The following is a 20,419-nucleotide window of genomic DNA, read 5'->3' as shown; positions in this document are numbered from 1 at the left end:
CGCCGCCGCGCGCGGCGGGTCAACGGCCGAGCAGCGCCGCGTAGAGCGTCAGGCCCGGACCGAACGCCAGCATCACCACGTGACGCGGCGGCGGTCCCGCCCGGCGTAACCGGTCCAGGATCAGCAGTACGGTCGGCGACGAGCAGTTGCCGTACGCCGCCAACGTCTCCCGGGACGCCGACATCGCCGCGTCGGACAGGCCCAGCTCCCGCTGCACCACGTTGAGGATGCGCGGCCCGCCCGGATGCACCGCCCAACCGTCCACCTGCGACACGGTCAGTCCGTGCCGGGCCAGCAGATCACCGACCAGCGCCCGTACGTGCACCGACAGCACCTGCGGCACCCGGGGCGACAGACCCATCCGGAACCCGAGATCGGTCACCTCCCAGGTCATGTGGTCGGCGGTGGAGGCGTCGGTGGCCGACACGACCTCCCGTACGGCGTAACCGCCGGGCGGCGGCGGGCCGCCGGCCCTGCCGGTCGGCACCAGCACCACCGCCGCCGCCGCGTCGGAGAACAACGCGTGCGCCACGATCTGCTGAGTGTCCACCCGGCGGGCCGGCGGCTGGATGTGCAGGCTGGTCAGCTCGGCACAGAGCAGCAGCGCCGGCCGGCCCCGGGCGGTGACGAAGTCGGCCGCCGCGCCCAACCCGGGCAGCGCCGCGTAGCAGCCCATGTGCCCGACGAACAACCGCTGGGTGTCGGCGGCCATGCCGACGTCCCGGGCCAGAATGATGTCCAGGCCGGGCGTGGCGTACCCGGTGCACGAGCAGACCACGAACAGACCGATCTCCCCGGCGGTCAGCCCGGCCTGGGTCAGCGCCCGGTGCACCGCCTCCTTGCCCAGCGGCAACGCCTCGATCTGGTAGCGGCGCATCCGGCGCTCGGTCGGCCAGTCCGCGACGTCCTCCAGCAATGGGCTCACCGCCGCCTGCCGGGTGCGTACCCCGGAATTGGCGAAGATCCGCTCCGCGAGCGCTCGGGTGCCGCCGTCGTACCGCGCCGCGAAGAAGTCCCGCCACAGCTCGTCCTGGGTGGCCGACGGCGGCAACGCCAGCCCGAGCCCGACCACCGCGGCCGACGACCGGCCCGCCACCGGCTCCGGCGACCGGCTCACCACCGGGGTGCCGATCCGTCGCGGTCCGGGTCCCCGCCGATCGTCGCCACGCCGAGCCAGTCGGCACAGACGTCCGACGTCGGCGGGTGCAGCGCACCGCAGCGGGCGTCCCGGTAGAGCCGTTCCAGCGGATGCCCGCGGCGGGTCGCCGAGGTCCCGGCCGCCTCCAGCATCGACGACGCCACCTCGGCCGCTGTGCCGCCGGCGACCAGCTTGGCCCGCCACACCCACTGGTTGGTCGTCGGGTCGCCCGGTTCGGCGTCCACCCGGCGGGCCGCCTCCCGCACTGTCAGCAACGCCGCGGCGGCCGCCGCGTCCGCCCGACCGATCCGGGCCCGGACCGCCGGAAGGTGGGTCAACCCCCGCTCGGCGAGATGCTCCACCGCCGCGTCCACCGCCGCCCGGGCCACCCCGGCGTACACCGCCGCGTAGCTGGCCACCATCCAGTGCGGCATCAGCTGGGCCACCACCAGGGCCAGCCCTTCCACCCCGCCGAGCAGGGTCTGCGGGCCGACGGTCACGTCCAGGTGCAGGTCATGCGAGCAGGTGGCCCGCATCCCGAGCGAATCCCAGCTCTGCTCCACCCGCAGGCCGGGCGTGTCCGCCGGGACGAGGAACTGCGAAACCACCGACTGGTCGTCGGCGTGCCGGGCGGCGACCAGGTACCCCGAGGCGTGGCCGGCCCCGGAACAGAACGCCTTGGCCCCCTTGATCTGGTATCCACCGTCCACCCGGTGGTAGACGGTGGACAGCTGGGAGAGCCGGGAGCCGGCCCCCCGTTCGCTCATCGCCACCGCGTACCAGGCGCCGGCGGCCGCGTCGGCGAGCAGCTGGTCCCGGGCCGCCAACGCCTCGTCCGGCAGCCCCATCGCCTCGGCGAGGTTGTCGTCGACCGCGCCCAGTGCGCCGGTCACCGAGGCGTGCATGTTGAACACCAGCGCGGTGGCACCGTTGCCCCGGGCCAGCTCGTACGCCACTTCGGCGTAGTCGGCGAAGTCGGCGCCCCGCCCGCCCAGCCGCTGCGGGACCATCAACCCGAACAGCTGTTCCTGCCGCAGGTCGGCGAAGTCCGCCACCGGAAAGGTGCCGGCCCGGTCGTGATCACCCGCCCGCGCCGCCAATCGTGGCACCACCCGCCGCGCCGCCGCCAGTGCATCCGCAACCATTGCCGCCCCTTCCGCCGTCGACCTGCCCACCTGCTCGTCCGCTCAGCCCACCTTGACCCCCCTGCCTTGGTAGAGCACCGAGGTGGACCAGGTCGGCACCATCCGCCGCCGGGGTTTCCAGAGTGCCTGTTCGGGAGCCGATCGGCGGAGCGGCGCGCGCACCAGCCAATCGATCAGGCTGAAGACGCTCGGCCGGAGGCCGCGCACCGCCAGCCGTACGCCGTGCCGGGCGCACTCGGCGACCAGCCGCTGCGGACGGACGAACAGCGCGGGGTCGTGAATGCCTCGCGGCGCGACCGGCAGGCGTTCGCCCAGCTCGACCGCGATCAGCCGGCTGGCCAACGTGGCGTTCAGGGTGTCCAGCACCAGCAGCCCACCGGGCCGCAGCACCCGGCACGCCTCGGCAACCGCCGCCGACAGGTCCGGTACGTGCTCCAGTAGTTCCCCGGCGGAGACCACGTCGGCCATCCGGTCGGCCAGCGGCAGCCTGGTCGCGTCACCACGTACCGGGTCGACACCGTGCCGGGCCGCCAGCCGCAGCGCCGAACCGACCAGGTCGACCCCGACGTGCCGGTAGCCCTTGCCACGCAGGTGAGGGGCGAGCAGGCCGGCCCCGCAGCCAATGTCGACCAGCACCGCCCCGGGCCGGGTCGCCGGTGGGATCAGCCGGGCCCGCGCCTCGGCGATCCAGCGCAGCATCTCGAACGCGCCGGCCGGCCGCCACCACTCGTCGACCAGCACGTCGTACTGGCGGGGATCGTTCGGCGGCAGGTCCGGCATTGACTGAGCGTGGCATGACCAGCCGGTAACGGCCACACTTGGCGGATATGTCGCGCCGCGTGTCCGCATTGATCAAGGCCAGCCACCCCGAGCCGGCGGTTGCGGTCACCACGGTAACCGCCCTGCTGGCCTGGGGCGTCGGTCACCGTCCGGGTGGGATCGTGCTGGTCGCCGCCACCGTCGCGGCCACTCAGCTTGCCGTCGGCTGGACCAATGACTGGCTGGACGCCGGTCGCGACCGGCAGGCCGGACGGGCCGACAAGCCGGTCGCGACCGGCGTGGTCAGCCGGCGCACGGTGGGCGTCGCCGGTCTGGCCGCCGCGCTGGCCACCCCGCTGCTGGCCGGGCCGACCGGGCCGGCGGCGGCGCTGTGCATCACCGCCGCGCTGATCAGCGCGCTGGCCTACAACTGGCCGTTGAAGTCCACCGCCGTGTCGGTGCTGCCGTACGCGTTCTCCTTCGGAGCGTTGCCCGCCTTCATCGTGCTGGCCCTGCCGGGTGCGCCCGTGCCACCGGCCTGGCTGGTCACCGCCGCCGGGCTGCTCGGCGCCGGGGCGCACTTCGCCAACGTACTGCCGGATCTGGCCGACGACGCCCGCACCGGCGTGCGGGGTCTGCCGCACCGGCTCGGGGCCACCGGCTCGGGGGTCGCGGCGGCCGGGTTGCTCTTCGCCGCCACCGTGACGCTGGTCGTCGGCCCACCCGGGCCGCCGTCGTGGGCCGGACTCGTCGCGGTCGCCGGCACTGCGATCATCCTGCCGACCGGCTGGTACGCGGCCCGGCGGGCCGCCCGGCGGGCCGGCCGGTCGGACGGCGTGTTCCGGGCGGTGCTGGTGGTCGCGGTGATCGACGTGGTGCTGCTGGTGGCCAGCGGCCCGGTCGGGTGAGCGCCGTCGGGCCGGCCCGGTCGGGTGAGCGCCGTCGGTCACGGATTAACGGATTATCGGGTCCGTGGCGGGGCGCGGATCACCGCCAACTACCCTGGAGCCGGCCTGCGCGGGGCTCGTCGCCGCGCCGTGACAAGGAGGACCGACGTGACGCCCTCGACCAGGGGACACCGCCGAGTCGCGGTGCTGTTCGCCGGCGCTGCCGTGGCCAGCGGCCTGCTGCTCAGCGGCTGCGGTGCCGGCCAGCTCGCGGAGACCGCGACCAAGGCGACGGCGATCAACGGAGTCAACCTCGAGTCGCCGGACGGCGCGGTGTCGGTACGCGACCTCTCGGTGCCCTACCCCGGAGTGGAGGGCTACCCGGCCGGCGGCAGCGCGCCGGTCGAGGTCGGGCTGTTCAACAACACCAACGACCCGGTGACGGTACGGGTCAGCGCCGTCCCGGTCACCGACGAGGACCGGGCGACGGTGGTCGGGGCCGAGACGGTGGTGATCGGCGGCTCCGAGCAGGCCGGCGGGCCGACCCCGTCGCCGGAGCCGGGCACCGCCGAGGTGCCGCAGCCGGACCCGGGCACCGCCGAGGTGCCGCAGCCGGACCCGGGCCGGGACGCGATCGTCCAGCTGCCGGCCAACGGGTGGGCGCTGTTCAGCACCGACGACACCGAACCGCTGCGGGTCACCGGCCTGGCCGGCCCGCTCGCCGCCGGGTACTCGGTGAACCTGGCCTTCGAGTTCAGCACCGGCGGCGCGCCGCTGGTGGTGGCCGCGCCGGTGGACATGCCGCTCACCCCGGCTCCCCGGGCGCCCGCCGAGCACGACGAGGAAGAGCACTGAGCTCGCGGTCGATCCCCCGGGGTGCCGGCGGCGGGACGGGACGCGGCAGCGCCGCGCCGCGCAGCCGGGCCGCGTCGCGTGAGCCCCGGCCCGCGTACGAGTGCGACGCGTGCGGGCACCAACCACCCAAGTGGGTGGGCCGGTGCCCGGAATGCGGCGAATGGGGCTCGGTGATCGAGTCGGTGGTCAGCGGCCCGGTGGTCTCCGGCCGAGTCGTCAGCACCCGGATGCCGACCGAACCGGCCCGGCCGATCGCCACCATCAGCGCCGCACCCGCCAAGGCCCGGCCGACCGGCGTCGGCGAACTCGACCGGGTGCTCGGCGGCGGTCTGGTACCCGGCGCGGTGGTGCTGCTGGCCGGCGAGCCCGGCGTCGGCAAGTCGACCCTGCTGCTCGACGTCGCCCAGCAGTGGGCCGCCGGTGCCGGTAGTCCGTCGCTGGTGGTCAGCGGCGAGGAGTCGACCAGCCAGGTACGGCTGCGCGCCGAGCGGATCGGCGCGCTGCACGAACGGCTCTACCTGGCGGCGGAGAGCGACCTCGGGGTGGTCCTCGGCCACCTCGACGCGGTCCGGCCCGGTCTGCTGGTGCTCGACTCGGTGCAGACCATCTCGATGCCCGGTTCGGACGGTATCCCCGGTGGCGTCACCCAGGTCCGGGCGGTCACCGCCGCGCTGGTCGCGGCGGCGAAGGAACGCAACATCGCCACCGTGCTGGTCGGCCACGTCACCAAGGACGGCCAGGTCGCCGGCCCCCGGGTACTGGAGCATCTGGTCGACGTGGTGCTGCACTTCGAGGGCGACAAGCACTCGTCGCTGCGGATGGTCCGCGGCATGAAGAACCGGTTCGGCGCGGCCGACGAGGTCGGCTGCTTCGAGATGCACGAAGGCGGCATCAGCAGCCTGCCCGACCCGTCCGGGCTGTTCCTCACCCGCTACACCGAGCCGGTGCCCGGCACCTGCGCCACGGTGGCGATGGAGGGCCGGCGGGCCCTGGTCACCGAGGTCCAGGCGCTGATCGGGGCGACCGTCGCCGGTTCGCCCCGGCGCACCGTGTCCGGGCTCGACGGTGCCCGGCTGGCGATGGTGCTGGCGGTGCTGCAACGGCGTACCGAACGGCTCACCCTGCACGACCGGGAAGTGTTCGCGGCGACGGTCGGCGGCATCCGGGTGGTGGAGCCGGCCGCCGACCTCGCGGTGGCGCTGGCGGTCGCCTCCGGCGGGCTCAACCTGGCCGTCTCCCCGCAACTGGTGGCGATCGGCGAGGTCGGGCTCACCGGTGAGGTGCGCCGGGTCGGCGCGGTCGCCCGGCGGCTCGCCGAAGCCGCCCGGCTCGGCTTCCGGTACGCGCTGGTGCCGCCCGGTACGGCCGGTTCCGGCACCGACCCGATGCCGCCGAACATGCAGATCACCGAGGTCAACGACGTACGGGCCGCGTTGCAGGCCGCCGCGCGCGCCTCGGCCGGCTGATCTGGTACGGCAGTAACCGCGAGAGCACCCACCGCATGGCGGTCCGTAGACTGTTGCCCGTGGCGATCGACCGCGATGCGAACAAGACTGCCAGCGCCGGCACCAGTGGCGGCTCGGCCGGCCGGGTCGGTGCCGTCGGTACCCCGGCGCGCACCGGTGCCGTCGGCACCCCGGCACGCACCATCAGCGCCGGCACCTCGGCGCTGACCAGCCCGGCGGCCACCGGGGATCCGCTGCGGGCCAACCTGGCGCTGATGGCACCCGGCACCGCGCTGCGCGACGGGCTGGAGCGGATTCTGCGTGGCCGGACCGGCGCGCTGATCGTCCTCGGCTACGACAAGCAGGTCGAGTCGCTGTGCACCGGGGGCTTCCCACTCGACGTCGAGTTCTCCTCCACCCGGGTCCGCGAGTTGTGCAAGATGGACGGTGCGGTGGTGCTGTCCAGCGACGGCACCCGGATCGTGCGGGCCGCTGTGCATCTGATGCCGGATCCGTCCATTCCGACCGAGGAGTCCGGTACTCGGCACCGCACCGCCGAACGGGTCGCCCGACAGACCGGGTACCCGGTGATCTCGGTCAGCCAGTCGATGCGGATCATCAGCCTCTACGTCAACGGTCAGCGGCACGTACTGGACGACTCGGCCGCCATCCTGTCCCGGGCCAACCAGGCGTTGGCCACCCTGGAGCGGTACAAGCTGCGGCTGGACGAGGTGTCCGGCACGCTCTCCGCCCTGGAAATCGAGGATCTGGTCACCGTCCGCGACGCGGTCGCGGTGGTGCAGCGGCTGGAGATGGTCCGGCGGATCGCCGACGAGATCGCCGGCTACGTCGTCGAGCTGGGCACCGACGGCCGGCTGCTGGCACTGCAGCTCGACGAGCTGATGGCCGGCGTGGACGCCGATCGGACCCTGGTGATCCGCGACTACCTGCCCACTGTGCGCAAGGCGCGGACCCTGGACGAGGCCCTGGTCGAGTTGGACCTGCTGACCGCCACCGAGCTGATCGATCTGGTCGCCGTGGCCAAGGCGATCGGCTACGCCGCCTCCACCGAGGCGCTCGACGCGGCGGTGAGCCCACGCGGTTTCCGGCTGCTGGCGAAGGTGCCCCGGCTGCCGGTGTCGGTGGTGGACCGGCTGGTCAACCACTTCGGCAGTCTGCAACGGCTGCTCGGGGCGACGGTGGAGGATCTGCAGGCTGTCGACGGTGTCGGCGACGCCCGGGCGCGCAGCGTACGGGAGGGGCTGTCCCGGCTGGCCGAGGCGTCGATTCTGGAGCGCTACGTCTGACGCGCTACGTCTGACGCGCTACGTCTGACGCGCTACGTCTGACGCGCTAGGTCGCAAGCGTGCCGCAAACGGCGTAGCTCGACGAAGGGACGGATGTACCGGTCGTCAGCCGGTGATGGTGATGACGAACGGCTCGCTGACCTTCGAGCCGAGTCGGGCGAAGAGCTGGTACTCGCCGGCCGCCGGATGGTCACCTGCCGCGACGTTGTTGGCGCACTCGCTCGCCGCCCGACCGTTCCAGGCCACCTGGTAGTCGCGGGCGCTGCCAGGCCCGAAGGTGCGCACATCAGTGCCCCGGGCGGCTCCGCAGGTGTCCGACGACCAGATCAGCTCCGCACCCCGCTTGAGGTACAGCTCCTGCGGGTCGGCGCCCACATCCCGGTCGCAGGTACGGCTGGAGACGTTCTGCACCCGCAGCTGCATTGCCAGGGTAACGCCCTTCTGGGCGGTGGCCTGCGAGGCTGCCGCGGTCAGCAGGATCTCGTCGTCGGTACAGGTGCCGGCGGCCGGACCGACCGGGCCGCCAGGGGCGTTCTGGTCACCGCCGCCGGTCGTACCGTCGTCGCCGGTACCGCCGCCGGTGCTGCCACCGCCGGCGTCGCCAGCGTCGCCGTTACCGAGGGTGTCGGGGTCGTCGCCGTCAACGGAGTCTGAGTCGTCCTCCGGCCCCGGGGACGAGGTGGTCGGGGTGAGCACCTCACCGGACGGGGTCGGGGTGGGATCGGCCTGCGACCGCCCGGTCTGGTCGGAGCCGATGCAGGAGTACGCCACGATGAACAGCAGGAGCAGCAGTGCCCCGAGCACGACGGCACGCCGCCGCCAGTAGATGGCGGGTGGCAGCGGGCCAACCGTCAGTCGCATGATGGCACACCGTATCGGCAAGACCGGACCGATCGGCCGCGACGCGCCGAGGCCCGGGGCACCCGCTCAGAGATATGTCTTGCGCGGGAAGACCGCGTGCGCCCCGGCCACCCGGTCCAAAAACAGCAGACCGGCACAGTGGTCGATCTCGTGCTGGGCGGCCCGCGCCTCGAACCCGTCAGTGACCAGGCGTACCGGCTCACCGGTGCCGGGTAGTTGCGCCTCCACCACGACCCGGGTGGCCCGTTTCACGTCACCGGTGAGATCCGGCACCGACATGCAGCCCTCCCGGCCCGGCCGCCACCGAGTCGCCTCGAGCAGCCGGGCATTGCACAGGACGAACGTGCCATGCCCGGTGACCGTCTTCGGGTGCCCGGTCACGTCGACCGCGAAGACCTGCGCGCTGATCCCGATCTGCGGCGCGGCCAGGCCGACACAGCCGGGTGCGACCCGCATCGTGGCGACCAGGTCGGCGGCAACCTGGACCGTATCGGCGGCGCACGGATCCACCGGCTCACCGGCCCGGCTGAGCACCTGGTCGGGCGCGGCGACCACCGGGACCACCCGCCCCGGTACGCCGAGCGCCGTCTCGGTCCAGTCGGCCAGGGTACGGCTGACCGTGCTCACAGCACGTCCGAATCGACCGACCGGAGGGTCACCTCGACGTCGAGCGCCCGGGCCGTCTCGGACAGTCGACGGCCGACCTCGGCTGCCGTCCCGGCTGGCAGCTCGACCTCGGCGACCAGCACGTAGAGCGGGCCGGTCAGCCGGGTGGTCAGGTCAGTGACGTTGCCGCCCGCCTCGGCGACCACCCGGGTCACCGCCGCGACGATGCCGAGCCGGTCGGCGCCGTGCACACTGAGCAGGTGCGGTTCGCCGCCCGCCGGCTGCTGACCCTCCGCCGGGACCGGCCGTACGGTGGCCAGCAGCTGGCCGTCGGCGGTGAGCGGCCGCAGTGCCTGTTGCACCGCGGCATCGGCCGGACCGGCGCAGACCAGGGTCATCGCGAAGTGGCCGCGCAGCCGGGTCATCGTCGAGTCGGTCAGATTGGCGCCGAGACCGGCCAGCACCTCTGCGACGTCCGCGACGATGCCGGGCCGGTCGCGCCCGATCACGGTGATCGCGAGTTCGTTCATGCCAGCAGTCTGCCCGACCGGGTGCCGGGCCGACCGGTCGGCCCGGCACCGTCTCCCGTCCGGTGACGGCCTGGGGCAGGACGGCCTGGGGCAGGACGGCCTGGGGCAGGACGGCCTGGGGCAGGGACGGCCTGGGGCAGGACGGCCTGGGGCAGGGACGGCAGCCACGGCATGGCAGGATCGGCGGCGCCATGCGTGACGTGAGTTTCGCCGACACGGCGATCGAATGGTTCGACCGCAACGCCCGTGACCTGCCCTGGCGGGAGCCGGGGGTCGGTGCCTGGGCAATCCTGGTAAGCGAGGTGATGCTGCAGCAGACCCCGGTGGTCCGGGTACTGCCGGCGTGGCACGCCTGGTTGGACCGGTGGCCGGACCCGGCGGCGCTGGCCGCCGACTCACCGGCCGAAGCGATCCGGATGTGGAACCGGCTCGGCTACCCGCGTCGCGCGTTGCGGCTGCATGAGTGCGCCACGGTGCTGACCGAGCGGTACGACGGCAAGGTGCCGACCGGTCTGGACGAGTTGCTGGCGCTGCCGGGAGTCGGCACCTACACCGCCCGAGCGGTCGCCGCGTTCGCCTACGGTCAGCGGCATCCGGTGGTGGACACCAACGTCCGGCGGTTCGTGGCACGGGCGGTCGACGGGGCGGCCGACGCCGGGCCGGCGACCCGCCCGGCCGATCTCGTTGCCACCGCCGCGTTGCTGCCGGCCGAGCCGGCCCGGGCAGCCCGCGCCAGCGCCGCGTTCATGGAGTTGGGAGCGGTGGTCTGCGTGGCCCGGACACCACGCTGCGGGGTGTGTCCGGTGGCCGGCCGCTGCGCCTGGCGGGCCGCCGGCCGGCCGGCGGCGAGCGGGCCGAGCCGCCGATCGCAGCGGTACGCCGGCACCGACCGGCAGGTCCGTGGCCTGCTGCTGGCGGTGCTGCGGGAGGCGACCGGGCCGGTGCCGCAGCAGCGGCTGGACGTGGTGTGGGGCGACGATCTGCAGCGCCGTCGGGCACTGGCCAGTCTGATCGAGGACGGCCTGGTGGAGCCGGTGGCCGACGACGGCGCGCCGCCGATCGGGTACACGCTGGCCGGTCAGGGCTGACGGCCTCCGAGCTGACGCCGGGCTGTCGGCTCTCCGGGCTTCCGGGCTGACGGCCGAGGCCGTAGACGCAGTGCGGCGCCGACGGCTTTCACCGTCGGCGCCGCACTGACAGTCGGCTACCGGTCCTACTCGTCCGCGCCGGCCGCCGTGGCACCGCCGAGGTCGGCGGGAACCGCATCCGGTACGGCGACCGGACGGTCAGCGCCTTGGAAAACGAGCTTGGACTTGTCGATGTCGTCCGGGTCGCCCTCGCAGTCGATGACCACGATCTGACCCGGCTTGAGCTCGTTGAACAGGATCCGCTCCGACAGGTTGTCCTCGATGTCGCGCTGGATGGTGCGACGCAGCGGCCGAGCCCCCAGCACCGGGTCGAAGCCCTTGTTCGCCAGGTACTTCTTGGCGTTGTCGGTGAGCTCCATGCTCATGTCCTTGTTCCGCAGCTGGGTCTCGATCCGGGAGATCATGATGTCCACGATCGACAGGATCTCGGTCGGGTTCAGCTGGTGGAACACGATGGTGTCGTCGATCCGGTTGAGGAACTCCGGCCGGAAGTGCTGCTTCAGCTCGTCGTTGACCTTCTGCTTCATCCGGTCGTAGTTCGAGTCGGAGTCCTCCGACGCCTGGAAGCCCAGCGACACCGCCTTCGCCACGTCCCGGGTGCCCAGGTTCGTGGTCAGGATGATCACCGTGTTCTTGAAGTCGACGATCCGCCCCTGACCATCGGTGAGCCGCCCGTCCTCCAGGATCTGCAGCAGCGTGTTGAACACGTCCGGGTGGGCCTTCTCGATCTCGTCGAACAGCACCACCGAGAACGGCCGACGCCGCACCTTCTCGGTCAGCTGCCCGCCCTCGTCGTAGCCGACGTACCCGGGCGGGGCACCGACCAGCCGGGACACCGTGTACCGGTCGTGGAACTCGGACATGTCCAGCTGGATCAGCGCGTCCTCGCTGCCGAACAGGAACTCGGCGAGCGCCTTCGACAGCTCAGTCTTACCGACACCGGACGGGCCGGCGAAGATGAACGAGCCGGACGGCCGCTTCGGGTCCTTCAGGCCGGCCCGGGTCCGCCGGATCGCCTTCGAGACCGCCTTGACCGCGTCGGACTGGCCGACGACCCGCTTGTGCAGCTCGTCCTCCATGCGCAGCAGTCGGGAGGTCTCCTCCTCGGTCAGCTTGTAGACCGGGATGCCGGTCCAGTTGCCGAGCACCTCGGCGATCTGCTCGTCGTCGACCTCGCTGACCACGTCGAGGTCGCCGGCCTTCCACTCCTTCTCCCGCTGCGCCTTCTGCCCGAGCAGCTGCTTCTCCTTGTCCCGCAGCTGCGCGGCCCGCTCGAAGTCCTGCGCGTCGATCGCGGACTCCTTGTCGCGACGCACCTGGGCGATCCGCTCGTCGAAGTCACGCAGGTCCGGCGGCGCGGTCATCCGACGGATCCGCATCCGGGCGCCGGCCTCGTCGATCAGGTCGATCGCCTTGTCCGGCAGGAACCGGTCGGAGATGTACCGGTCGGCCAGCGTCGCGGCGGCCACCAGGGCGGCGTCGGTGATGCTCACCCGGTGGTGCGCCTCGTAGCGGTCGCGCAGGCCCTTGAGGATCTCGATGGTGTGGGCCAGCGACGGCTCGCCGACCTGGATCGGCTGGAACCGACGCTCCAGCGCGGCGTCCTTCTCCAGGTGCTTGCGGTACTCGTCGAGGGTGGTCGCCCCGATGGTCTGCAGCTCGCCTCGGGCCAGCATCGGCTTGAGGATGCTCGCCGCGTCGATCGCACCCTCGGCCGCACCCGCGCCGACCAGGGTGTGGATCTCGTCGATGAACAGGATGATGTCGCCCCGGGTGCGGATCTCCTTGAGCACCTTCTTCAGGCGCTCCTCGAAGTCACCGCGGTAGCGGGAGCCGGCGACCAGCGCACCGAGGTCGAGAGTGTAGAGCTGCTTGTCCTTCAGCGTCTCGGGCACCTCGCCCTTGATGATCTTCTGGGACAGGCCCTCCACCACGGCCGTCTTGCCGACGCCGGGCTCGCCGATCAGCACCGGGTTGTTCTTGGTCCGGCGGGACAGCACCTGCATGACCCGCTCGATCTCCTTCTCCCGGCCGATGACCGGGTCGAGCTTGCCCTCCCGGGCCGCCTGGGTCAGGTTACGGCCGAACTGGTCCAGCACCAGACTGGTCGACGGGGCGGCTTCGCCCGCTGCGGCGCCGGCGGCCGCCGGCTCCTTGCCCTGGTAGCCCGACAGCAGCTGGATCACCTGCTGGCGCACCCGGTTGAGGTCGGCGCCGAGCTTGACCAGCACCTGGGCCGCGACGCCCTCGCCCTCACGGATCAGGCCGAGCAGGATGTGCTCCGTGCCGATGTAGTTGTGGCCGAGCTGCAGCGCCTCCCGCAGCGACAGCTCCAACACCTTCTTGGCCCGCGGCGTGAACGGGATGTGCCCGCTCGGCGCCTGCTGGCCCTGGCCGATGATCTCCTCGACCTGTTGACGCACACCTTCCAGCGAGATGCCCAGGCTCTCCAGGGCCTTCGCCGCCACGCCCTCACCCTCGTGGATGAGGCCGAGCAGGATGTGCTCCGTGCCGATGTAGTTGTGGTTGAGCATCCGGGCTTCTTCCTGAGCCAGGACGACAACCCGTCGCGCTCGGTCGGTGAACCGCTCGAACATGCCCTCGTGCTCCTCACGTGCCGTGCGCCAGTGGTCTTGGCGGGCCAGCGCACGAGCCTCCAGGCGGAAGCTCGTGCCATCACTCTATCGCCGTGGGCCGACTCCGCTCCTGCCGTGTCGGGCCGGAGCAGGGGCGATCCGCAACGTTTACCCCAACTGTGCCGGGTCGTTGGCTGTTCCCCGAGGCTCCGGCGCTACGCGGTGAGCGAAATCCGCTCGGTCCGGTGACCGGGCGCGGCATCGGCCAACCGGAACGCGCCGTCCGTACCGCCACCGCCCCACCGGTTGTCCACAGGCCTGTGGACAACCGGTGCACAGGCTGTGGACAACCCGCCACGCTCTGGCCGGAGCAGTAGACCGGCCGGCCCCCGGCAGGATCGCGCTGCAACCGCCAGACCCCAGAAACGGACACGAGGTACGGATGAGACATCCGTACCTCGTGTCACTGGCTCCGACTGGCCGACGAGGGCTGGCCGGGACCGGCACGCCTGGGACGATCAGCGCCCGGCTTTGGCGTGGTACTCGTCCACGATCTCCTGCGGGATGCGCCCGCGGTCGGAGATCTCCTTGCCTTCCTTCTTCGCCCAGGCCCGGATCGCCCGGTTCTGCTCACGGTCGGCGGCGGCACCGCCCCGACCCCGCGCGGCCCGACCACCCACGACCACGCCACCGCGGCCGATCTTGGTACCGGCAGCCACGTACGGAGCGAAAACCTGCCGCAATTTGTCCGCGTTCTTCTCCGAGAGGTCGATCTCGTACTGGACGCCGTCGAGGGCGAACTTGACGGTCTCGTCGGCGTCGCCGCCGTCCAGATCGTCGACCAGCTTGTGAATGATCTGCTTGGCCACAGGCCGTTGTCCTTCCGAGCACGTTCTCCCGCAATCAGGAGCACAATAGCCCGAAAGATGCGCCAGCCGTCAATAGGACGCGCAAACTCCCCGAAAAAAATCTGGCCGACTACTCCGGACGGACCAGAGGGAAGAGGATGGTTTCGCGAATACCCAGGCCGGTCAGGGCCATGAGCAACCGGTCGATTCCCATTCCCATGCCCCCGGCCGGCGGCATTCCGTACTCCATGGCCCGGAGGAAGTCCTCGTCGAGGCGCATCGCCTCCGGGTCACCACCGGCGGCCAGCCGCGCCTGGGCCACCAGTCGCTCCCGCTGCACCACAGGGTCGACCAGCTCGCTGTACGCGGTGGCCAGCTCGACGCCGCGCACATAGAGGTCCCACTTCTCGGCCAACCCCTGCTCGACGCGGTGCGCCCGGGTCAGCGGGCTGGTCTCCACCGGGTAGTCCCGCACGAAGGTCGGCTGGAGCAGAGTCGGCACGACCAATTCCTCGAAGAGTTCCTCCGCCAGCTTGCCCGGACCCCACTTCGGGTCCACGGCGACATCGAACTTCTCGGCGTAACGTAGCAACTGCGCTCGGTCGGTCCGTACAGTGACTTCCTCACCGAGAGCTTCTGACAACACTCCGTACAGAGTCACCGTACGCCACTGGCCACCAAGGTCGAACTCCGACCCGTCGGCGTGGATCACCACATGTGACCCACTGATCGCGCTGGCGCACTCCTGTACCAGATCCCGGGTCAGCCGCGCCATGGTGTCGTAGTCCCCGTACGCCTCGTAGGTCTCCAACATGGCGAACTCAGGCGAGTGCGAAGAGTCAACCCCCTCATTGCGGAAGTTCCGGTTGATCTCGAACACCCGGTCGATGCCGCCGACCACGCAGCGCTTGAGGAATAGCTCGGGAGCGATTCGCAGATACAGATCGACATCAAGAGCGTTGCTGTGCGTGACGAACGGCCGGGCCGCTGCGCCCCCGTGCAGCACCTGCAGCATCGGCGTCTCCACCTCGGTGAACCCCCGCTGGTGGAAGGAGTCGCGCAGGGTACGCAGCACCGTCGCCCGGGTTCGCACGGTCCGACGCGCCTCCGGACGGACGATCAGGTCGACGTACCGCTGCCGGACCCGGGCCTCCTCACTCAACGGCTTGTGCGCCACCGGCAGCGGACGCAGCGCCTTGGCGGTCATCTGCCACGAGTCGGCGAGCACCGAGAGCTCACCCCGACGGCTGGTGATCACCTCGCCGGCCACCCCCACGTGGTCGCCGATGTCGACCAGCCGCTTCCAGTCCTCCAGCCGCTCGGCACCGACCCGATCCCGGGACAGCATCACCTGCAACTCGGTGCCATCACCCTCACGCAGCGTCGCGAAACAGAGCTTGCCGGTGTTCCGCACAAAGATCACCCGGCCGGTGACCGCCGCCTGTTCGCCGGTGGCGGTGTCGATCGGCAGGTCGCCGAAGCGCTGCCGCAACTGCGCCAGAGACGTGGTCCGGGGGAAACCGACCGGATAGGGCTCCGCGCCCTGGGCCAGCAGCCGGTCCCGCTTCTCCCGGCGCACCCGCATCTGCTCGGGCAGATCCGCTGCGGAATCGTCGGGTACGGTCACGTGCTCGGTCACGGCGGGCATCCTCAACACAGGGGGTACGGACAACGGTGCGACCTCGTGGTCACGGTCCGGCCACGAGCGTACTCAACCAGGGTTCCGTGACGCAGCTGACAAGGCCGCAGTGGGGATCAGGTGTTCCGCTCGTACACCATCCGCAGGCCGATAAGGGTGATCATCGGTTCGTGGTGGGTGATGGTGCGGCACTCACCGATCACCACCGGGGCCAGTCCGCCCGTCGCGATAACTGCGCTGAGCTGCCCCAACTCCGCCGCCATCCGCTCCACGATGCGGTCCACCTGGCCGGCGAAACCGAAGTACATGCCGGACTGCAGGCACTCTACGGTGTTCTTGCCAATCACCGACCGGGGCCGGGTCGGCTCGACCTTGCGCAGCTGGGCGGCGCGGGCCGACAACGCGTCGAAGGATATCTCGATGCCGGGAGCGAACGCCCCGCCGAGGAACTCACCCCGGGCGCTGATCACGTCGAAGTTGGTGGTGGTGCCGAAGTCGACGACGATCGACGGGCCACCGTACAAGGTGTGCGCGGCGAGGGTGTTGACCACCCGGTCCGATCCGACCTCCTTGGGGTTGTCGATCGCCAGCTGCACCCCGGTCCGCACCCCGGGCTCCACGATCACGCTGGGAATGTCGCCGTAGTAGCGGCCGAGCATGGTCCGCAGCGAGCGCAGCGCCGCCGGTACGGTCGAGCAGGCGGCCACCCCGGTGAGTTCCACAGCATCCCCGGCGAGCAGCCCGCGGAACATCAGGCCGAGCTCGTCGGCGGTTGACCGGGCGTCGGTCTTGATCCGCCACGAGTGCACCAGCTTGTCCCCGTTGAACGTGGCCAGCACCGTGTTGGTGTTACCGATGTCGATGCAGAGCAGCATGTCGTCCCCTCGACGGTCAACCGGCGGGCCGGTCGGCACCAGCCGACGCGCTGACACCGGCCGGTCGCAGATCCAGCGCGATGTCCATGATCGGCGAGGAGTGGGTCAACGCCCCGACCGACAGGTAGTCCACCCCGGTCCGCGCGTACCGGGCCGCGTTGGCCAGGGTCAGTCCGCCGGTGGCCTCCACCTCGACCCGGTCACCCACCTCGGCGACGACCGCGCTCAGCAGCTCCGCCGGCATGTTGTCGCAGAGCAGGAACGTCGCCCCGGCCTCGACCGCCTCGACCGCCTCGGCCAACGTGGTCACCTCGACCTCCACCGGTACGCCGGGGAAGGCCTCGCGCACCCGGCGGTACGCGGCACCCACCCCGCCGGCGGCCAGCTTGTGGTTGTCCTTGACCATCGCCACGTCGTACAGACCCATCCGCTTGTTGCCGCCGCCGCCGACCCGCACCGCGTACTTCTCCAGCAGCCGCAGCCCGGGGGTGGTCTTGCGGGTGTCCAGCACGGTCGCCTTCGACCCGGCGAGGGCGTCCGTCCAGGCCCGGGTATGGGTGGCCACCCCGGAGAGCCGGCTGATCAGGTTGAGCGCGGTCCGCTCGCCGGTGAGCAGGGTCCGGACCGGGCCGGTCAGCGTGGCCAGCACCGTACCGGCCGGCACCCGGTCACCGTCGGCGCGGTGCAGCCGCACCTCGACCGGGCCGGCAGAGCCGGCACCATCGGCAGAGCCGGCACCGCCGACCGAGCCGGCAGGGTCGGCGGTCGGCGACGGGACCGCCGCGAAGACAGCGGCGACCAGCGGCAACCCGGCCACCACCCCGGCGGAGCGGGCCACCAGTTCGGCGGTGCCGAGCTGCCCCGGATCGATGGTGGCCGCCGACGTGACGTCCAGCCGGTCCGGGCCGAGATCCTCGGCCAGCGCGGTCGCCACCACCCGGTGGACCACCTCCGGGTCCAGACCGCAGGCCAGCGACGCGGCGACGGTCACCTCGCTACGCATGACGGCTCCCAGGTGAGAGTGGGCTGCCCGACCGGGCCGAGCGCGCTGACCAGATGCCCCAGCCAGCCCTCGGCCGCCGACGGGAAATCGTCGCGCCAGTGACAACCCCGGGTCTCCTGCCGGGCGTACGCCGCCGCCACCAGCGCGGTGGCGACGGTGACCAGGTTAGTCGCCTCCCATCCGGCGGTGCCCGGCGTGCCCCGGCCACCGGCGAGCCGGCGCAGCTCGACGGCGGCGCCGTCCAGCGTCGTGGCGGAACGCAGCACTCCGGCGCCCCGGCTCATCGCCCGCTGCAGCGGCTGCCGGGCCTCGGCCGGCAACAACCAGCCGTCGGCCCGATCGGTCGCCCGGCCGGTACCGGCCGGCTCCAGCTGCGGCGGCAGGTCGCGGGTGACGTCCCGGGCGATCCGCCGGGCGAAGACCAGGCCCTCCAGCAGCGAGTTGCTGGCCAGCCGGTTGGCACCGTGCACACCGGTGCAGGCCACCTCGCCGCAGGCGTACAGGCCGGGGATGGTGGTGCGGCCGTGCAGATCGGTGCGGACGCCGCCGGACGCGTAGTGGGCGGCCGGTGCCACCGGGATCAGCTCCTCGGCGGGGTCGATCCCGATGGCCCGGCAGGACGCCACAATCGTCGGGAAACGCCGGGCCAGGAACTCACCGCCCAGATGCCGGGCGTCGAGCTGTACGTGGTCGACGTCGACCGCCGACATCACCCGGTGGATGCCCTTGGCGACCACGTCGCGTGGGGCCAACTCGGCGAGCTCGTGCTGGCCGAGCATGAACCGCTTGCCGTCGGGGTCGAGCAGCAGCGCGCCCTCGCCGCGCAGCGCCTCGGACACCAGCGGTTGCTGGCCGCTGCCGCCAGTGACACCCGGCACCACCAGGGCCGTCGGATGGAACTGGACGAACTCCAGGTCCGCCACTGCCGCGCCGGCTCGCAGCGCCAGCGCCACACCGTCGCCGGTGGAGACCGCCGGATTGGTAGTGGTTGCGAAGATCTGCCCCATCCCGCCGGTGGCCAGCACCACGGCGCGGGCCAGGATCGCGCCCACCCCGTCCGGCGAGCCCTCGCCGAGCACGTGCAGAGTGACTCCGCAGGCCCGGGCCGGCTCCCCGTCGGCGTCCGGTGCGGCACGCAGCAGGTCGACGACCAGAGCGTGCTCGACCAGCCGGATCCAGGGGTCCCGACGGACCGCGGCGTGCAACGCCCGCTGCACCTCGGCGCCGGTGGCGTCGCCGCCGGCATGCACGATCCGGTTGGCCCGGTGACCACCTTCCCGGGTGAGCAGCAGCACACCGTCGGCGTCCCGGTCGAACTCGGCACCGACCCGGATCAGCTCCCGGATCCTGGCCGGCCCCTCCTCGACGAGCACCCGGACCGCGTCCGGATCGCACAGCCCGACCCCGGCGGTCTCGGTGTCCTGCGCGTGCGCGGCCGGGGTGTCCAGCGGGTCCAGCACGGCGGCGATCCCACCCTGTGCCCACCGGGTCGACCCGTCGTCGATGTTGACCTTCGTCACGACGGTGACGTGCAGCCCGGCTTCCCGCAGGTAGAGCGCGGCGGTCAGGCCGGCGATGCCGGAGCCGACGACCACCACGTCGGTGGTCTCCGCCCAGCCGGGATCCGGCGCGGCGAGCTGACCGGGCAGCTCGGGCAGGGCCGGGATACGCAGTCGCATGGGCAGAGTCAACCGCGCCGGCCCTGGCAGCGGGCCGCCGGGGCCGGCGGATGTGGGCCGGTACACCCGTCCGGGCACCCGGCGGCGGCCGTCACGAGGCCGGCCACTACTCGTACTGGATGGGCAGGCCCTCGGTGCCGACGTCCTTGAGCGACCGCTCGACGTTGCGTTCGTCGAGCCACAGGTAGCAGCGGACGCCCCGGTTGCCGGCCGCCCACTCGGCGGCACCGCCCGGCAGCGAGATCACCCCGGTACGGAACTGCAGGTTGCCGTCGAGTGGCACATCCGCGTACCGGCCGATCACCTTGCGGCACTCGGTGTGGAACTGGTTCCAGTCCCGGTCCCGGGTCGGATACTCGATGTCCGGTGCCTGCCAGACCCCGGCGAACTCCGCGTTGTGCGGCTCGTCGCACTCCTCGGCCGGCATGGTGTCGATCGCGCCGTTGTCGTCGTTACGGACCGCGTAGCAGGTCAGATGCAGCGGCGATGGCTCAGCCAGCTCGTCGCGCAGGCTCGCGGTGCGCGACGCCGTCCCACCGTTGTCCTCCACGTTGGTCACCTCGGTGACGTCGCAGCGGAACCAGCGGGCACCACCTTCCCAGGCGGCCGGGGACGGCACCGCCACCCCCACCCAGAGCCGGCCGAGCCGCCAGTCGGCACCGACGTACTCGCTGGTCGCGGAGTCGCACTCGGCGTACGCGACACGGATTTCGGGCGAGCCCTGCGCCGGCGGCGCGGTCGCCTCCGCAGCCTCAGCGCCGAACGTGCCGACATGCACCGTCTCCACCCGGTGCGGGGCCGAGCAGTCGACCGGGCTGTACGACGACAGGTAGGCGGTCTCCGCGAAGTCCCCCGGATGGCAGACCTCGGCCGGCGGCACGAACGGGCTCGGCTCGGGGATCGGCTGCCAACTGTTGGTGAGCTCGCCGTCCACCCCGGCGGGCAGGCCGCACCCGGTCAGGCCGAGCACAAGCGCTCCACCGACCGCGAAAGCGGCGGTCCATCGGCGCATCGAGTCCCTCCCACGGGCTGGCTGGCGGTCCGGACCGCCGAGCATACGACACCTTTGAGTGACCGTACGGTCACCGCCCGGCTTGCGGTCGACAACCGTCACCACG

General features: G+C 72.1%; 18 protein-coding genes. 5 read left to right on the top strand and 13 right to left on the bottom strand.

Features of this window, described 5'->3' with window-relative positions; genetic code table 11:
• Positions 1–19 precede the first annotated feature (19 nt).
• The 3 genes from O7553_RS29785 to O7553_RS29775 are packed head-to-tail and all read right to left on the bottom strand — an operon-like array spanning position 20 to position 3,063.
• Positions 20–1,120 (bottom strand): type III polyketide synthase, encoded by a 1,101-nt coding sequence (locus O7553_RS29785; RefSeq protein WP_281552827.1) that lies wholly within the window; start codon positions 1,118–1,120, stop codon positions 20–22.
• Positions 1,114–2,283, bottom strand: a complete 1,170-nt coding sequence (locus O7553_RS29780) for an acyl-CoA dehydrogenase family protein (protein WP_281552826.1) — start codon at positions 2,281–2,283, stop codon at positions 1,114–1,116. The genes O7553_RS29785 and O7553_RS29780 overlap by 7 nt, the downstream gene beginning before the upstream one ends.
• 42 nt (positions 2,284–2,325) lie before the next feature.
• On the bottom strand, positions 2,326–3,063 hold the full coding sequence (locus O7553_RS29775; protein ID WP_281552825.1) for a methyltransferase domain-containing protein: 738 nt from the start codon (positions 3,061–3,063) through the stop codon (positions 2,326–2,328).
• 47 nt (positions 3,064–3,110) lie between these two features.
• Here O7553_RS29775 and O7553_RS29770 point away from each other — a divergent pair, with 47 nt between their 5' ends.
• From O7553_RS29770 to disA, 4 genes are all read left to right on the top strand, one after another.
• Positions 3,111–3,950, top strand: a complete 840-nt coding sequence (locus tag O7553_RS29770) for a UbiA family prenyltransferase (protein WP_281552824.1) — start codon at positions 3,111–3,113, stop codon at positions 3,948–3,950.
• A gap of 147 nt (positions 3,951–4,097) precedes the next feature.
• Positions 4,098–4,784, top strand: a complete 687-nt coding sequence (locus O7553_RS29765) for a hypothetical protein (RefSeq protein WP_281552823.1) — start codon at positions 4,098–4,100, stop codon at positions 4,782–4,784.
• An 11-nt stretch (positions 4,785–4,795) separates the two neighbouring features.
• Positions 4,796–6,250: a DNA repair protein RadA gene (radA, locus tag O7553_RS29760; RefSeq protein WP_281555809.1), complete on the top strand. Its 1,455-nt coding sequence runs from the start codon at positions 4,796–4,798 to the stop codon at positions 6,248–6,250.
• 182 nt (positions 6,251–6,432) lie between these two features.
• On the top strand, positions 6,433–7,536 hold the full coding sequence (disA, locus tag O7553_RS29755) for a DNA integrity scanning diadenylate cyclase DisA (protein ID WP_281555808.1): 1,104 nt from the start codon (positions 6,433–6,435) through the stop codon (positions 7,534–7,536).
• Positions 7,537–7,641: 105 nt separating this feature from the next.
• Here the strand turns inward: disA and O7553_RS29750 are convergent, their stop codons facing one another.
• The 3 genes from O7553_RS29750 to O7553_RS29740 form a co-directional block, all read right to left on the bottom strand.
• On the bottom strand, positions 7,642–8,397 hold the full coding sequence (locus tag O7553_RS29750) for a hypothetical protein (RefSeq protein WP_281552822.1): 756 nt from the start codon (positions 8,395–8,397) through the stop codon (positions 7,642–7,644).
• 66 nt (positions 8,398–8,463) lie between these two features.
• Positions 8,464–9,024, bottom strand: a complete 561-nt coding sequence (locus tag O7553_RS29745; protein WP_281552821.1) for a peptide deformylase — start codon at positions 9,022–9,024, stop codon at positions 8,464–8,466.
• Positions 9,021–9,533 (bottom strand): ACT domain-containing protein, encoded by a 513-nt coding sequence (locus tag O7553_RS29740; RefSeq protein ID WP_281552820.1) that lies wholly within the window; start codon positions 9,531–9,533, stop codon positions 9,021–9,023. Before O7553_RS29740 ends, O7553_RS29745 begins: the two co-directional genes overlap by 4 nt.
• Positions 9,534–9,724: 191 nt before the next feature.
• Here O7553_RS29740 and O7553_RS29735 point away from each other — a divergent pair, with 191 nt between their 5' ends.
• Positions 9,725–10,621 carry an A/G-specific adenine glycosylase gene (locus O7553_RS29735; protein WP_281552819.1) on the top strand — a complete coding sequence of 299 codons (897 nt, stop codon included), beginning with the start codon at positions 9,725–9,727 and terminating at the stop codon, positions 10,619–10,621.
• Positions 10,622–10,746: 125 nt separating this feature from the next.
• On the opposite strand, the gene O7553_RS29730 is transcribed toward O7553_RS29735, so the two are convergent.
• The 7 genes from O7553_RS29730 to O7553_RS29700 form a co-directional block, all read right to left on the bottom strand.
• On the bottom strand, positions 10,747–13,278 hold the full coding sequence (locus tag O7553_RS29730) for an ATP-dependent Clp protease ATP-binding subunit (RefSeq protein ID WP_281552818.1): 2,532 nt from the start codon (positions 13,276–13,278) through the stop codon (positions 10,747–10,749).
• Positions 13,279–13,775: 497 nt separating this feature from the next.
• Positions 13,776–14,126, bottom strand: coding sequence for an Lsr2 family protein (locus O7553_RS29725; protein ID WP_123603817.1), 351 nt, complete (start codon positions 14,124–14,126; stop codon positions 13,776–13,778).
• A gap of 109 nt (positions 14,127–14,235) precedes the next feature.
• Positions 14,236–15,744: a lysine--tRNA ligase gene (gene lysS, locus O7553_RS29720; protein ID WP_281552817.1), complete on the bottom strand. Its 1,509-nt coding sequence runs from the start codon at positions 15,742–15,744 to the stop codon at positions 14,236–14,238.
• 116 nt (positions 15,745–15,860) lie between these two features.
• Positions 15,861–16,619, bottom strand: a complete 759-nt coding sequence (locus tag O7553_RS29715) for a type III pantothenate kinase (protein ID WP_281552816.1) — start codon at positions 16,617–16,619, stop codon at positions 15,861–15,863.
• A 16-nt stretch (positions 16,620–16,635) separates the two neighbouring features.
• Positions 16,636–17,622 carry a carboxylating nicotinate-nucleotide diphosphorylase gene (gene nadC, locus O7553_RS29710; protein WP_281552815.1) on the bottom strand — a complete coding sequence of 329 codons (987 nt, stop codon included), beginning with the start codon at positions 17,620–17,622 and terminating at the stop codon, positions 16,636–16,638.
• On the bottom strand, positions 17,607–19,301 hold the full coding sequence (locus O7553_RS29705) for an L-aspartate oxidase (protein ID WP_281552814.1): 1,695 nt from the start codon (positions 19,299–19,301) through the stop codon (positions 17,607–17,609). The genes nadC and O7553_RS29705 overlap by 16 nt, the downstream gene beginning before the upstream one ends.
• A gap of 106 nt (positions 19,302–19,407) precedes the next feature.
• Entirely contained in the window at positions 19,408–20,313 is a 906-nt protein-coding gene (locus O7553_RS29700) for a septum formation family protein (RefSeq protein WP_281552813.1), read from the bottom strand.
• Between the last annotated feature and the right edge of the window lie 106 nt (positions 20,314–20,419).

Origin of the sequence: Solwaraspora sp. WMMA2059 (assembly GCF_027497315.1) — a bacterium.
Lineage (GTDB): Bacteria > Actinomycetota > Actinomycetes > Mycobacteriales > Micromonosporaceae > Micromonospora_E.
Note: the sequence above shows the minus strand (reverse complement) of the source record. Positions and strands in the feature narration are given on the sequence as shown.

Coding starts and splice junctions, on each gene's coding strand:
- O7553_RS29705 (WP_281552814.1), bottom strand. CDS start 19,301: ATGCGACTGCGTATCCCGGCCCTGCCCGAGCTGCCCGGTCAGCTCGCC.
- O7553_RS29735 (WP_281552819.1), top strand. CDS start 9,725: ATGCGTGACGTGAGTTTCGCCGACACGGCGATCGAATGGTTCGACCGC.
- O7553_RS29780 (WP_281552826.1), bottom strand. CDS start 2,283: ATGGTTGCGGATGCACTGGCGGCGGCGCGGCGGGTGGTGCCACGATTG.
- O7553_RS29715 (WP_281552816.1), bottom strand. CDS start 16,619: ATGCTGCTCTGCATCGACATCGGTAACACCAACACGGTGCTGGCCACG.
- nadC (WP_281552815.1), bottom strand. CDS start 17,622: ATGCGTAGCGAGGTGACCGTCGCCGCGTCGCTGGCCTGCGGTCTGGAC.
- O7553_RS29775 (WP_281552825.1), bottom strand. CDS start 3,063: ATGCCGGACCTGCCGCCGAACGATCCCCGCCAGTACGACGTGCTGGTC.
- O7553_RS29750 (WP_281552822.1), bottom strand. CDS start 8,397: ATGCGACTGACGGTTGGCCCGCTGCCACCCGCCATCTACTGGCGGCGG.
- O7553_RS29730 (WP_281552818.1), bottom strand. CDS start 13,278: ATGTTCGAGCGGTTCACCGACCGAGCGCGACGGGTTGTCGTCCTGGCT.
- O7553_RS29740 (WP_281552820.1), bottom strand. CDS start 9,533: ATGAACGAACTCGCGATCACCGTGATCGGGCGCGACCGGCCCGGCATC.
- O7553_RS29770 (WP_281552824.1), top strand. CDS start 3,111: ATGTCGCGCCGCGTGTCCGCATTGATCAAGGCCAGCCACCCCGAGCCG.
- O7553_RS29700 (WP_281552813.1), bottom strand. CDS start 20,313: ATGCGCCGATGGACCGCCGCTTTCGCGGTCGGTGGAGCGCTTGTGCTC.